A 13,856-nucleotide genomic window follows, 5' to 3' on the forward strand; every position below is an offset into this window, starting at 1 on the left:
AGAAAGGCAGTGTTTACACTGGCACTATCAGGCAAGCAGCATCAGGCACAGACGGGTGCTGTCATACCTGAGTCTGGCAGAAGAAGTCATCCGGCTTGAGCCCGGGAAAGTAAGACGCCTGAATATAGTTAACGAGATGAAAAAGCTGGGAAAAGAGTACAGTAATATGGTCATGGTGGCATGACCATATTACTGGGGATCCCTCAGCCCACAGGGAGAGGGGAAAAAACAACCGCACAAAACCAACTATCCTTTCCCGCTTTTTTTCTAAAAACGAATCGTTATTAGCGATTCGTTTTAATTCCTTTATCAAAATTCCCGCGCCGGAAATACTGCCCTCATAACAACAAGGGGAGCAGACAGGATGGCAATTTCATCGCGAATTACATTACTCGGCGCGCTGGCGCTGTGGGCATTTCAGGCGCAGGCGGTGGATGTCACCGTCGCGTATCAAACCTCCGCAGAGCCTGCGAAAGTCGCGCAGGCGGATAACACCTTTGCCAAAGAGAGCGGCGCAAACGTCGACTGGCGTAAGTTCGACAGCGGGGCGGCCGTGGTGCGTGCGCTTGCGTCCGGCGACGTGCAGATTGGTAATATCGGCTCCAGCCCGCTGGCGGTAGCGGCCAGCCAGCAGGTGCCGATTGAAGTTTTCCTCCTCGCTTCACAGCTGGGCAACTCCGAAGCGCTGGTGGTGAAGAAAAACATCACCAAACCGGAAGACCTGATCGGCAAGCGCATCGCCGTGCCGTTCATTTCGACCACTCACTACAGCCTGCTGGCGGCGCTGAAACACTGGGGCATCAAGCCAGGCCAGGTGCAAATCATTAATCTGCAGCCACCGGCGATTATTGCGGCCTGGCAGCGCGGCGATATTGATGGCGCATACGTCTGGGCACCGGCCGTCAATGAGCTGGAAAAAGACGGCACCGTGCTGACCGACTCCGAAAAAGTGGGCCAGTGGGGCGCGCCAACGCTTGACGTGTGGGTGGTGCGCAAAGATTTTGCCGAGAAACATCCTGAGGTCGTGAAGGCCTTTGCCAAAAGCGCCATCGACGCTCAGCAGCCCTATATCAGCAACCCGGATGCATGGCTGAAGCAGCCTGCCAATCTCGAAAAACTGTCCCGTCTGAGCGGCGTGCCGCAAGCGGACGTTCCGGGGCTGGTGAAAGGGAATACCTATCTCACGCCTGCCCAGCAGGTACAACAGCTGACCGGGCCGGTAAACAAAGCGATTGTCGATACCGCCACGTTCCTGAAAGAGCAGGGCAAAGTGCCGGCGGTGGCGGCGGACTACAGCCAGTACGTGACCGATCGCTTTGTGAAATAAGGGGGCTGCGATGCTGACTATTACAAATCTGTCTGCTGATTACGGTGGCAAACCGGCCCTGGAGAACATCAACCTGACGCTGGAGAGCGGTGAGCTGCTGGTTGTGCTTGGCCCGTCCGGGTGCGGGAAAACCACGCTGCTGAATCTGATTGCCGGGTTTGTGCCATATCAGCATGGCTCCATTCAACTGGAAGGGAAAAAAGTGGAAGGCCCGGGCGCTGAGCGTGGGGTGGTCTTTCAGAATGAAGGTCTGCTTCCCTGGCGCAACGTGCAGGAAAACGTGGCGTTTGGGTTGCAGCTGGTGGGCGTAAGCCGCGAGCAACGGCTGGCAACAGCACGGGACATGCTCAAAAAGGTCGGTCTTGAAGGGGCTGAAAAACGGTTTATCTGGCAGCTTTCCGGCGGCCAGCGTCAGCGGGTTGGTATTGCCCGCGCGCTGGCGGCCAATCCGCAGCTTTTGCTGCTGGATGAGCCGTTCGGGGCGCTGGATGCCTTTACCCGCGAGCAGATGCAAACCCTGCTTTTACGCCTGTGGCATGAAACGGGTAAACAGGTGCTGCTGATCACCCACGATATCGAAGAGGCGGTGTTTATGGCGACCGAGCTGGTGCTGTTGTCCCCTGGCCCGGGGCGCGTGCTGGAGCGGCTGCCGCTTGAGTTTGCCCGTCGCTATGTCGCGGGGGAGCCGGTGCGCAGCATCAAATCCGATCCGCGGTTTATTGAACAGCGTGAATACGTCTTAAGCCGTGTGTTTGAACAACGGGAGGCCTTCTCATGAGCATCGTCTTCAGCGAGAAAACGCGACGCGCGCGCCCGGTCTTACGCTGGCCTTTCTCGCGCCAGATAACACTCAGTGTCGGCACGCTGCTGGTGCTGCTGGCGGTGTGGTGGCTGGTTGCCGCGCAGGCATGGATCAGCCCGCTGTTTCTGCCGCCGCCGGGGCAGGTGCTGGCAAAACTCATCACCATTGCCGGGCCGCAGGGCTTTATGGACGCTACGCTCTGGCAGCACTTAGGTGCAAGCCTGGCGCGCATTCTGGTGGCGCTACTGGCGGCGGTGATAATCGGCATTCCGGTCGGGATCGCGATGGGCTTAAGCCCGACGGTGCGCGGCATCCTCGACCCGCTGATTGAGCTTTACCGTCCGGTGCCGCCGCTGGCCTATCTGCCGCTGATGGTGATCTGGTTCGGCATCGGTGAAACGTCAAAAATCCTGCTGATTTATCTGGCGATTTTCGCCCCGGTTGCCATGTCGGCTCTGGCGGGCGTCAAAAGCGCTCAGCAGGTGCGGATCCGCGCGGCGCAATCACTGGGAGCCAGCCGGACACAGGTGCTGCTGTTCGTGATTTTACCGGGCGCACTGCCGGAGATTTTAACCGGATTACGCATCGGCCTTGGCGTGGGCTGGTCAACGCTGGTGGCGGCAGAGCTGATCGCCGCCACCCGAGGGTTAGGGTTTATGGTGCAGTCGGCGGGGGAGTTTCTGGCGACTGACGTGGTACTGGCCGGGATTGCGGTTATCGCCGTGATCGCCTTTGGATTAGAACTGGGGCTGCGCGCGCTGCAGCGTCGTCTGACGCCCTGGCATGGAGAAATACAATGAGTGAACGTCTGACCATTACCCCGCTGGGGCCATATATTGGTGCGCAGGTGTCGGGCCTGGATGTGACCCGTCCGCTGAGCGATAACCAGTTTGAGCAGCTTTATCATGCGGTGCTGCGCCATCAGGTGGTATTCCTGCGCGAACAGGCAATCACCCCGCAGCAGCAGCGCGCCCTGGCACTGCGCTTTGGCGATCTGCATATCCATCCGGTTTATCCGCATGCGGAAGGGGTGGAGGAGATTATTGTGCTCGACACGCATAACGATAACCCGCCGGACAACGACAACTGGCACACGGATGTGACGTTTATCGAGACGCCACCTGCAGGGGCGATTCTTTCGGCGAAGCTGCTGCCGGAGACGGGCGGCGATACGCTGTGGGCCAGCGGCATTGCGGCCTTTGAGGCGCTATCCGCACCCTTCCGTACCCTGCTGAGCGGCCTGCGGGCGGAGCATGACTTCAAAAAATCGTTCCAGGAGTACAAGTACCGCAAAACAGAAGCGGAGCATCAGCGCTGGCAGGAGGCGGTTGCGAAACATCCGCCGCTGCTGCATCCGGTCGTGCGCACCCATCCGGTAACCGGCAAGCAGGCGCTGTTTGTGAATGAGGGATTCACGACGCGGATTGTGGACGTGACGGAAAAAGAGAGCGAGGCGCTGTTACGTTTCCTGTTTGCGCATATCACCAAACCGGAGTTTCAGGTGCGCTGGCGCTGGCAGGAGAACGATCTGGCGATCTGGGATAACCGCGTGACGCAGCACTATGCGAATGCGGATTATCTGCCACAGCGTCGGATTATGCAGCGGGCGACAATTTTGGGGGATAAGCCGTTTTACCGTCCTTGAACCATCGCACCCGTAGGCCGGGTAAGGCGTAGCCGCCACCCGGCAAATGTGCACCGTTCTTGCCGGGTGGCGCTGCGCTTACCCGGCCTACAAAAAACCGCACAGTTAAAGGTGCGCCTCAATATACCGCTGATAGCGGTTTGCCTTGAGGTAGCACAAGTCCACCAGCACCAGCCCGTCGATGCAGTTGTTGAACGCCGGATCGCTGCCAAAATCGATAAACTGCACGCCGCCGGGTTCACACAGCTCGGAATACTGTTTGTAGAGCGGTGGAATACCGCACCCCAGATTACCGAGCAGGGATTTCAGCTTCGTCAGGTCATCCACGTAATCGACCCCGCCAAACTGCGCCAACACGTCCGGCAGGGAGGCCGGATAAGGCTGACGTGACGCGGCTAAGGGATGTGTCGCCGGGAACCAGAGGCGGTAAAACGCCACCAGCAGATCCCGTGCGGCAGGCGGTAAGCCACCGGAAATCGAGACCGGGCCAAAGAGGTAGCGGTAGTGCGGATAACGTGCCAGATAGGCGCCAATACCGGACCACAGATAGTCCAGACCGCGACGACCCCAGTAGCGTGGTTGAATAAAGCTGCGCCCCAGTTCAATACCGTGTTCCAGCACGTCCTGCATTTTATCGTCGTAGTGGAACAGACTGTAGCTATAAAGCCCTTCCAGACCGCGTTGCTCGACCTGTCTGGCAGTGGGCATAAAGCGATAGGCGCCGACGATCTCCAGATCGTCTTCATCCCACAGGATCAGGTGCAGATAGTCATCGTCGTAACTGTCGGTGTCCCGACGTTTACCGCTCCCTTCCTCCACGGCGCGAAACGCGATCTCGCGCAGGCGTCCCAGCTCGCGCAGCAGGGGAGCCTCTTCCTGCCCGTTGCGTTGCCATAGATAAATGGTTTTGCCATCGCTGGTTTTGCCCAGACATTCGGCCTGGGCCAGCTCGCGCTTCAGCGTGGCCCGGTCTTCCGGACGGGCAATGGCGCATTGGGTTTTAAAGACGCCAGGCACTCCCTTGCCAAGACGTATCACGTGCTGACGGCACTGCTCGGCCATCTCACGCGATGAAAGGGTTGTGCTATACCAGTGATGCCAGGCTATCTGCTGGCCGATCTTTATCGGTAGCTGGCTGTGGCGGCGGCGGAACATCTGCTGCATCAGCAAGAGCATCGATACGGTGGGGGACACCAGCGTGCTGGCATAAAAGAGCAGGCTGTTGTGTGCCTGAATATGCACCGGCAGCAGCGGTACGCGCAGCTTACTGGCGAGTTTAATAAAGCCGGGGTGCCATTTTTTATCGCGGATCCCTTTGCGCGTAGGACGGGACACTTCTCCCGCCGGGAAGAAGATCAGCACCCCTGCGTTTTGCAGATGCTGTTCCATCTGCATCAGGGACGTTTTTGCCGTTCTGCCGCCCATATTGTCCACCGGAATAAACAGTGAGCTAAGCGGTTCAAGGTGGGTCAGCATCCGGTTAGTGACGACTTTCACATCCCGCCGTACACGGGAAACGGCATACATCAGCGCCAGCCCGTCCAGCGTTCCGGTTGGGTGGTTGGCAATAATGACCAGCGGGCCATGTTCAGGGATTTGTTCGAGATCGCGGGCGGAAACGGTGCAGAGTATATCGAGGTGCTCCAGAACCTGCTCCACCATATCCAGGCCTTTCAGATGGCGGTGTGTCGCGGCAAATTGCTGGAATTCTTCTTCGTAGAACAGTCTTTTTAACAGACTTTTTTGCCAGGGTGCAGGCCTCGCCTGAGGCCAAAGGTCGTCGAGAACGCTATCGAGACTAAACATGGTTACTCCTCCTGCCGTCTTGCTCAGACAGTAGAAGGGAGAGATGTCGGTTGTATTGCAGTTTGGTGAAGATTAGCGCAGAGAGGAGGCCGGGTAAGGCGAAGCCACCACCCGGCGCTAAAGCGGATTAACGCAGAATTTTCTTCTCGGCCAGATCCAGCGCAAAGTAGCTGAAGATCAGATCCGCGCCAGCACGTTTGATCGCGCCCAGGCTTTCCAGGATCACTTTCTCTTCGTCGATGGCACCCGCCTGCGCGGCGAATTTGATCATCGCGTACTCGCCGCTCACCTGGTATGCACCCAGCGGCAGCTCGGTGCGCTCGCGAATGTCGCGCAGAATATCCAGATATGCGCCAGCTGGTTTCACCATCAGGCAATCTGCGCCCTGGGCTTCATCCAGCAGCGATTCACGGATGGCTTCACGGCGGTTCAGCGGGTTCATCTGATAGGTTTTGCGATCGCCCTTCAGCGCAGTACCGGCCGCTTCACGGAACGGACCGTAGAACGAAGAGGCAAACTTGGTGGAGTAGGACATGATGGCGGTATCGGTGAATCCGGCCGCATCAAGCGCCTGGCGGATCGCCTGAACCTGCCCGTCCATGGCAGCGGAAGGTGCGATGAAATCCGCACCGGCTGCTGCAGCTACCACCGCCTGCTTGCCGAGATTCAGCAAAGTGGCGTCATTATCGACACCGTGATCGCACAGCACACCGCAGTGGCCATGAGAGGTATATTCACAGAAACAGGTGTCTGACATGACGATCATTTCCGGCACGGTCTCTTTGCAGATCCGCGACATCCGGGCGACCAGACCGTCCTCTTTCCAGGCATCGCTGCCAGTAGCGTCAGTGTGGTGGGAGATGCCAAAGGTCATCACCGAGCGGATCCCCGCGTTGGCGATACGTTCGATTTCACGTGCCAGATATTTTTCCGGAATGCGCATCACGCCTGGCATGGCGTCGATGGCTTTGTAGTCATCGATCTCTTCTTCAACAAAAATCGGCAACACCAGATCGTTTAAGGTCAGTGTTGTCTCTTCAAACATAGCGCGCAGTGCAGGTGACTTGCGCAGACGACGGGGACGAGCAATTAAATCGGTCATGATATGCCTGACGTTTGTGGAACAAAGAGGCTAGTGTACATGAAAGTGGGGGAGAGGGTTTTACGAAAGTAGGCTTTTTGTTAATGCAAAATGGGGTTTGCGATGTTTCACATGGTCAATATATATAACCAGCGTCAGCCTGTTTTTCAAACGCTCGAGATATTGGTGCGATTTCTAAATTGAAGTAAATATATCATTAATAATGATCTATTATTCTTTATTATATTTTCTATATTTATGTCAGATGATTTTAATTCGCTGTTTTTATAGTGTTTATTTATAATTTTTAATGTCGTTGCATTTTTTTCATGTTATTAGTCTGGATACGGACTTAATGGAATCATTCATTGAACCTTTTCGAAATGAAAATGCATAATTCCCTCCGCAATACAATGTTGCCAAATGATTTGATGGACAAACTTGCTTACGTCCCTGAGGAGGGATGACCCAATGCAAACATGGAAAAAGAAACTGGTTGTATCACAACTTGCATTAGCCTGCACCCTGGCTATCGCTTCTCAGGCCAATGCGAAAGATATTTCTGGTGCCACATATAATACCTTCGGATATGATAATTCAGCATCAACACCCTGGTATTATGGCTACGCTGACTGGGATTACTCGGATGCCACCCACGACGGTGATATTTATCCGGTGATTAATAAGTCAACGGTGAACGGTGTTATTTCGACGTACTACCTTGACGATGGTGTCAATGGAAGAGCGAATGCGCTGAGCATTTCTAACAGCACCATTAATGGCATGATCACCTCAAAGTGCATGACCACCACGTGTGCTGATGGGGTTGATACGGACGGCACGACCCATACGCAGTACGATCGTTTTAGCCTGACCGTCGATCACTCCACCATTAACGATACCTATGAGCATTATGCGTATGATGTTCTGAATGGTGACAACACCGAAACCCACTATCTGGATACCTATGGACTGGGGAATGCGATTACGCTGGATGTGGAATCGGATATTGTTATCCAGAACAACTCTCACGTTGCAGGTATTACGCTGACTCAGGGTTACCATGAGCTGGACAATACCCCGTATGACGGCGTTGAAGGCGTTGCGGATAGCAGTAATGTCTTTACTAACACCCTGGTGGTCAAAGACTCTGTTCTGACCTCTGGCGCATACAGCGATCTGGGTACCAGCGGGTTCTATGGTCAAACCGCGAAGCCGAGCGACTACGGTGAAACCAACGCGACCGGCGCAGATGACGCGGCACTGATCGTCGCGGCCAGCGCGTCTGACAACGCCATGCAAACCACCGCTACCTTCGATCACTCTACCGTTACCGGCGATATCCTGTTCTCCAGCACCTTCGACAATAACTTCTACGAGAATGGCGACCCGGCAACCGATACCACCGAAGACGGTGTGTATAACCCAACCACCAACGGCTGGGATGGTACCGATAAGCTGGATGTCACACTGACCAACGGCAGCAAATGGGTTGGCGCTGCACAATCCAGCGTTGAAGCGATCGGCACCGCGCAGATGTATGGTGAGGGTTACAGCAGTGTTGACTGGAGAACCCTGTCGCCAAACAGCATCTGGCCTGATTCCACCTACGACACCAACGGTCACGTTGCAGGTGAAGAGGTATACCAGAGCGGTCTGTTCAACGTCACCCTGAACAACGGTTCAGAGTGGGATACCCGCAAACTGTCTAACATCGACACGCTGGCAGTGAATAACCAGTCGCAGGTCAATGTTGAAAACTCTGGCCTGCTGGCGGATTCCATCACCCTGACCAACGCCTCTACCCTGAATATTGGCGACAGCGGTGCAGTGGCGACAGACAGCCTGTATCTGGACAGCTATAGCCGTGCCGCGCTGACGGAAGAAACGGCTGAACTGTATGCCAACACCATCACCGTCGACAACGGTGCGGAACTGGCACTGGGCCTGGGTCAGGTGGACACGCACAACATGGTGCTGACCGATGGCGGTGTGCTGAACGTTGCCAGCCGTGACTACGTGCTGAACAGCGATCTGAACAACGCCCGCTTTATCACCAACGACAAGAGCAAAGCAGATTACGACTATGGCGTCGTGGCGCTTAACTCAGACGGTCATCTGGCGGTGAACGGTGATGTGGCAGGTAACTACACCGTGCGTATCGACGATGCGACCGGCGCCGGTTCTGTTGCTGATTATAAAAACAAAGAGATCATCCGCGTTTATGACAATAACGCAGACACTGCGGCCCGCTTTACGGCAGCAAACAAAGCCGATTTAGGTGCCTATACCTACCAGGCGCAGCAGAAGGGTGACACGGTTGTTCTGCAGCAGAAAGCGCTGACTGACTACGCCAATATGGCGCTGAGCATTCCGTCAGCGAATACCAATATCTGGGATCTGCAGCAGGATACCGTTGGAACCCGTCTGACTAACAGCCGTCACGGTCTGGCCGATAACGGTGGGGCGTGGGTGAGCTACTTCGGCGGCAACTTTGACGCTGACAATGGCGTTATCAGCTACGATCAGGACGTAAGCGGGATTATGGTTGGTCTGGATACACAGATTGACGGTAACAACGCGAAGTGGATCGTTGGTGGCGCGGCAGGTTTCGCGAAGGGGGATATCAGCGATCGTACCGGTCAGGTTGATCAGGATAGCCAGACGGCGATGATCTATGCCTCTGCGAAGTTTGCCAACGATGTCTTCCTCGACAGCTCCCTGAGCTACACCCGCTTCAATAACGATCTCTCCGCGACCATGAGTAACGGTCAGTACGTGGACGGTAATACCACGACAGATGCGGTTGGTTTCGGTATGAAACTGGGTTATGACTGGAAACCAAACCTGTCCGGCTACGTCACGCCTTATGCGGCAGTGTCTGGGCTGTTCCAGTCGGGTGACGACTACCGCTTGAGCAATGACATGCGAATTGATGGCCAGTCTTACGACAGCCTGCGCTATGAACTCGGTGTCGACGCAGGGTATACCTTCAACTACGGCGGCGATCAGGCTCTGACGCCATACGTCAAACTGGCGTATGTGTATGACGATGCTGATAACAATGCGAACGTGAATGGCGACAGCATTGACAACGGCGTTGAAGGCTCTGCGGTGCGTGTGGGTCTGGGCACACAGTTCAGCTTCACCAAAAACTTCAGTGCATACACGGATGCCACTTACCTGGGCGGCGGTGACGTTGACCAGAACTGGGGCGCCAATTTGGGTGTGAAATATACCTGGTAAAGTATAAAAGCGGGGGAATATATCCCCCGCTTTGTCATCTAAAAAAAATAATATTGAACCGACAAATACGGATGTCCAGAGGTCTGCATGAAAGTTAATGCGAAACCACTTTCTGAATTAAGCCGGCTCGAACAGTGTTTGAAAGTAGCCAGTACCCCATTTAAATCTGCTCCCCAGCAGATTATTTCAAATGATGATAATGATGAACCCAGCACCTTTGTATTACAGACCGGCGTTATTGAAATCTATCGCCGTTCAGACGAGTTGCTGATTGGCATTGCCACCGCGCCCTTTATTCTGGGGCTGACTGCAGGCATGCTTGATTACAGCAAGGAATATCGGGTCGTTGCCAAAAATCCGTGCACAGGCTTTTATTTACCTGCTTCGACCTCTCTGCAGCTTATTCAGCAAAGTTCTCTCTGGAAAGAAGCTTTCTGCTGGCTGTCCTGGATTAAATCCATTCTGGAAAAGCGGGACAGGCAACTGGTAGGAAATAACTCCTATCACCAAATCCGCGCCATGCTGCTGAATATGGCCGAATGGGATGAAACCCTGCGCTCAAAAATTGGTGTGATGAATCATATTCAACAAAGCACGCGCATTTCGCGTTCGGTCGTGGCAGAGGTACTCGCTGCGCTTCGACAGGGGAACTACATCAATATGAGCCGGGGCAAACTGGTTAGCATCAACCGTTTGCCCACGGAATATTAAGGCTGGAAGGAGGCGGTAAGCACCTGGGCTTTATTGGCGCTGAGCTCAGCCACTAAGTTATTGATCCCATCGCTCATATTGACGAAACGGGTATTTGGCGAGCGGGTGACCACCACAAAAGCGCCCACGTTGGACTGGGGGATCATTGCCATATAGGTAATGAATCCTCCACCACCCCCCGTTTTCTGAATAATGCCCGGACGGCCATTTTTAGGTGCCATATATACCCAGCCCAGACCGAGGGCGTCGGCTTTGCCCGGCACGTCCATACCGATCACGCGGTGCAACTGGCTGCGCTGGTAAATCAGCGTCTGCATACGGTCGGCCTGATGGCTGCGTGAGTAGAAGTCTGATGAAAGGAACTGCTGCATCCAGCGCATCATATCGCCAGGGGTGGAATAAACCCCGCCGCTGCCGATGGCTGCCAGCGTGTTGTTACACGGGCTGGCACCTTTTTCGGCGACCATCAGACGGCGGCACTGATCCGGTGATGGGGTGAAGGTGGTGTCCTTCATGCCCAGCGGGCGCGTGATCTGCTCTTCAAACAGCTGCGTATACGGTTTGCCCGCTGCCGTCGACAGCGCATCGGCCAGCAGGTCAAACGCCAGGTTGGAGTAAGAGGCCTGAGAACCGGGCGCGGACTTCAACGTGGCTTTGCTCAGGTAGTTCCAGCGCTGTTCACGCGTTGGCCAGACAAAAACGTCGCGATGCGCCGCACCCCCTGGCTGCTCGCGAGGCAGGGCGCTGGTATGCGTTGCCAGGTTGACCAGCCTTATCGGCGTTCCCTGATACGTCGGGACACGTGCGCCCGGCGGAGCATACTTGCTGAGCGGATCGTCGAGTTTCACCACGCCCTGGTCCAGCAATTTCACCAGCATTTCGCTGGTCATCAGCTTGGTCAGGGACGCGATGCGGATGACGGAATCCAGCTGCGGATGAACATTATTACCGGGACGCGTTTCACCGAAACTGCGAAACACGCGCTGATTACCGTCGATGACGACCATCGCCATTCCCGTCGCGCCGCTGCCGTAATAAATCAGGTTCTCGTAGCGATCGGCAATATCCGATGCCAGAACGGGCGCCGTCAGCGGTTGGGCTGCCTGGGCGGTTGAGAAGCTCACCGCACACAGCGCGGCGAAAAAGAGCAGACAACGTTTCAACGAAAAGCATCCATAGTGTGAATGAGGAAAGTAATGGGTATTTATACTACTAAACCGTACGGTGCAATGCCCCGAATTACATAACGATAACCAGAAAAACGTAACTGCGAGTAAATCAGAAGAATTTACTTACCGTCAGTCTCCCATTTTGTGACATCGGCCTTATGATAGAGGGCTGTGTTACTCAATCTTGCGGAGAAGGGTATGTCCGGAAAGCGTGTGGTTATGGTTGTCGATATGCAGCAAGGGGTGTTCGAAACGCCTCGTCATCAGCGTGAAAAATGTGTTTCATTGATCAATCATCTTACGCAGGCAGCCGATCGGGTGATTTTTATTCAGCATACCGAGCCCGGCTGTCTGGAAGAGGGCAGTGACGGGTTTGCCTTGCTGCCTGAACTGCATCAGCCTGCTGATGCCCTTTACGTGACCAAGACGGCCTGCGATGCATTCTATAACACCACGCTTGAGGCACTGCTCCGCGAGCAGGGGATCCGGGAGTTTGTCATCTGCGGCTGCGCCACCGATTACTGTGTCGATGCCACGTTCAAGAATGGCGTCAGCCGGGGCTACCACATCACCGTGGCGGAGGATGCGCATACCACCGCGAATCGCCCGGCGGCCGAAGCCCGCATTCTGATTAACCACTACAACGACGTCTGGCGCAACTTCATTGCGCCCGCAAACCCGCCCGCGGTGAAACGCACCGAAACAATTCTTGAAAACTGGAAAGCGAACTAATAATAAACCCTCGGGTCTGACCTTTTTGCCTGCGCCAGGCGCCTGGCCCAGGCAAGATTTTCGTGTGGTGATGTGTTGAGCACAGCAACAGCCATAACAACAAGAAGGATGTATCATGTTTAAGTCTTTTTTCCCAAAGCCGGGGCCATTTTTCCTGTCGGCATTTATTTGGGCACTGATCGCTGTCATTTTCTGGCAGGCCGGCGGCGGAGCGTGGTTGACGCGTATCACGGGCGCGACGGGCGAGGTTCCCATTAGCGCGGCGCGTTTCTGGTCGCTGAGCTATCTGCTGTTTTATGCCTACTACATGGTCTGCGTAGGGCTCTTTGCCCTGTTCTGGTTTGTCTATTCGCCACATCGCTGGCAGTACTGGTCGATTCTGGGCACGTCGCTGATCATCTTTGTCACCTGGTTTCTGGTGGAAGTGGGGGTGGCGGTTAACGCCTGGTATGCCCCGTTCTACGATCTGATCCAGAGTGCGCTGAGTTCACCGCATAAGGTGACTATCAATCAGTTCTACCATGAAGTTGGCATCTTCCTCGGTATTGCCCTTATTGCGGTGGTGATTGGCGTCATGAACAATTTCTTCGTCAGCCACTACGTCTTCCGCTGGCGTACCGCGATGAACGAACATTATATGGCGCACTGGCAACACCTGCGTCATATCGAAGGCGCCGCACAGCGTGTGCAGGAAGACACCATGCGTTTCGCCTCGACCCTTGAAGACATGGGCGTGAGTTTTATCAATGCCATTATGACCCTGATTGCCTTCCTGCCGGTGCTGGTGACGCTCTCGGCGCACGTGCCAGACCTGCCGATTGTTGGTCATCTGCCGTATGGCCTGGTGATTGCCGCTATTGTCTGGTCATTAATGGGAACGGGGTTGCTGGCCGTGGTGGGGATCAAGCTGCCTGGGCTGGAGTTTAAAAATCAGCGCGTCGAAGCGGCGTATCGTAAAGAGCTGGTGTATGGTGAAGATGACGCCAACCGCGCCTCGCCGCCAACCGTACGTGAACTGTTTGGCGCCGTGCGTCGCAACTATTTCCGTCTTTACTTCCACTATATGTACTTCAACATTGCGCGCATTTTGTATCTGCAGGTGGATAACGTTTTCGGTTTGTTCCTGCTGTTCCCGTCCATTGTTGCGGGTACGATAACGCTGGGTCTGATGACACAGATCACCAACGTATTTGGTCAGGTTCGCGGGTCGTTCCAGTATCTGATTAGCTCCTGGACCACGCTGGTGGAACTGATGTCCATCTACAAACGTCTGCGCAGCTTTGAACGCGAGCTGGACGATCGGGATCTGCAGGAAGTCACCAATACATTTAGCTAAA

The 13,856-nt window shown here is 55.0% G+C and carries 11 protein-coding genes and 1 pseudogene; 9 read left to right on the forward strand and 3 right to left on the reverse strand.

Annotated features, from left to right (window positions below; genetic code table 11):
• The 5 genes and pseudogenes from ACOTZF_RS15035 to tauD form a co-directional block, all read left to right on the forward strand.
• Positions 1 to 184 (forward strand): annotated as a pseudogene (locus ACOTZF_RS15035) (IS4 family transposase); the annotation flags it as partial.
• A gap of 180 nt (positions 185 to 364) precedes the next feature.
• Positions 365 to 1,327 carry a taurine ABC transporter substrate-binding protein gene (gene tauA / locus ACOTZF_RS15040; protein WP_014830825.1) on the forward strand — a complete coding sequence of 321 codons (963 nt, stop codon included), beginning with the start codon at positions 365 to 367 and terminating at the stop codon, positions 1,325 to 1,327.
• 10 nt (positions 1,328 to 1,337) lie between these two features.
• Positions 1,338 to 2,105, forward strand: a complete 768-nt coding sequence (tauB, locus tag ACOTZF_RS15045; protein WP_029882451.1) for a taurine ABC transporter ATP-binding subunit — start codon at positions 1,338 to 1,340, stop codon at positions 2,103 to 2,105.
• Positions 2,102 to 2,929: a taurine ABC transporter permease TauC gene (tauC, locus tag ACOTZF_RS15050; RefSeq protein ID WP_013095795.1), complete on the forward strand. Its 828-nt coding sequence runs from the start codon at positions 2,102 to 2,104 to the stop codon at positions 2,927 to 2,929. The genes tauB and tauC overlap by 4 nt, the downstream gene beginning before the upstream one ends.
• Entirely contained in the window at positions 2,926 to 3,774 is an 849-nt protein-coding gene (gene tauD, locus ACOTZF_RS15055; protein WP_013095796.1) for a taurine dioxygenase, read from the forward strand. Before tauC ends, tauD begins: the two co-directional genes overlap by 4 nt.
• A 105-nt stretch (positions 3,775 to 3,879) precedes the next feature.
• Here tauD and ACOTZF_RS15060 read toward each other — a convergent pair whose 3' ends face one another.
• Together ACOTZF_RS15060 and hemB are read right to left on the reverse strand one after the other, a co-directional pair.
• Positions 3,880 to 5,580 carry a lysophospholipid acyltransferase family protein gene (locus ACOTZF_RS15060; protein ID WP_038418777.1) on the reverse strand — a complete coding sequence of 567 codons (1,701 nt, stop codon included), beginning with the start codon at positions 5,578 to 5,580 and terminating at the stop codon, positions 3,880 to 3,882.
• 127 nt (positions 5,581 to 5,707) lie between these two features.
• Positions 5,708 to 6,682: a porphobilinogen synthase gene (gene hemB / locus ACOTZF_RS15065; protein ID WP_013095798.1), complete on the reverse strand. Its 975-nt coding sequence runs from the start codon at positions 6,680 to 6,682 to the stop codon at positions 5,708 to 5,710.
• 450 nt (positions 6,683 to 7,132) lie between these two features.
• Here hemB and ACOTZF_RS15070 point away from each other — a divergent pair, with 450 nt between their 5' ends.
• Positions 7,133 to 9,907, forward strand: coding sequence for an autotransporter outer membrane beta-barrel domain-containing protein (locus ACOTZF_RS15070; protein WP_129252872.1), 2,775 nt, complete (start codon positions 7,133 to 7,135; stop codon positions 9,905 to 9,907).
• Positions 9,908 to 9,994: 87 nt separating this feature from the next.
• On the forward strand, positions 9,995 to 10,618 hold the full coding sequence (locus ACOTZF_RS15075; RefSeq protein WP_013095800.1) for a helix-turn-helix domain-containing protein: 624 nt from the start codon (positions 9,995 to 9,997) through the stop codon (positions 10,616 to 10,618).
• On the opposite strand, the gene ampH is transcribed toward ACOTZF_RS15075, so the two are convergent.
• Positions 10,615 to 11,781, reverse strand: a complete 1,167-nt coding sequence (gene ampH, locus ACOTZF_RS15080; RefSeq protein WP_129317782.1) for a D-alanyl-D-alanine-carboxypeptidase/endopeptidase AmpH — start codon at positions 11,779 to 11,781, stop codon at positions 10,615 to 10,617. The two genes, ACOTZF_RS15075 and ampH, sit on opposite strands and share 4 nt — an antisense overlap.
• A 204-nt stretch (positions 11,782 to 11,985) precedes the next feature.
• On the opposite strand from ampH, the gene ACOTZF_RS15085 reads away from it, so the two are divergent.
• Together ACOTZF_RS15085 and sbmA are read left to right on the forward strand one after the other, a co-directional pair.
• The gene (locus ACOTZF_RS15085) at positions 11,986 to 12,519 is read left to right on the forward strand and encodes an isochorismatase family protein (protein ID WP_129252876.1); all 534 of its coding nucleotides are present in this window, start codon (positions 11,986 to 11,988) and stop codon (positions 12,517 to 12,519) included.
• A gap of 115 nt (positions 12,520 to 12,634) precedes the next feature.
• On the forward strand, positions 12,635 to 13,855 hold the full coding sequence (gene sbmA, locus ACOTZF_RS15090) for a peptide antibiotic transporter SbmA (RefSeq protein WP_013095803.1): 1,221 nt from the start codon (positions 12,635 to 12,637) through the stop codon (positions 13,853 to 13,855).
• The last annotated feature ends 1 nt before the right edge of the window (position 13,856 follow it).

It is taken from the genome of Enterobacter cloacae complex sp. SHL021 (assembly GCF_049237765.1).
Taxonomy (GTDB): Bacteria; Pseudomonadota; Gammaproteobacteria; order Enterobacterales; family Enterobacteriaceae; genus Enterobacter; species Enterobacter cloacae.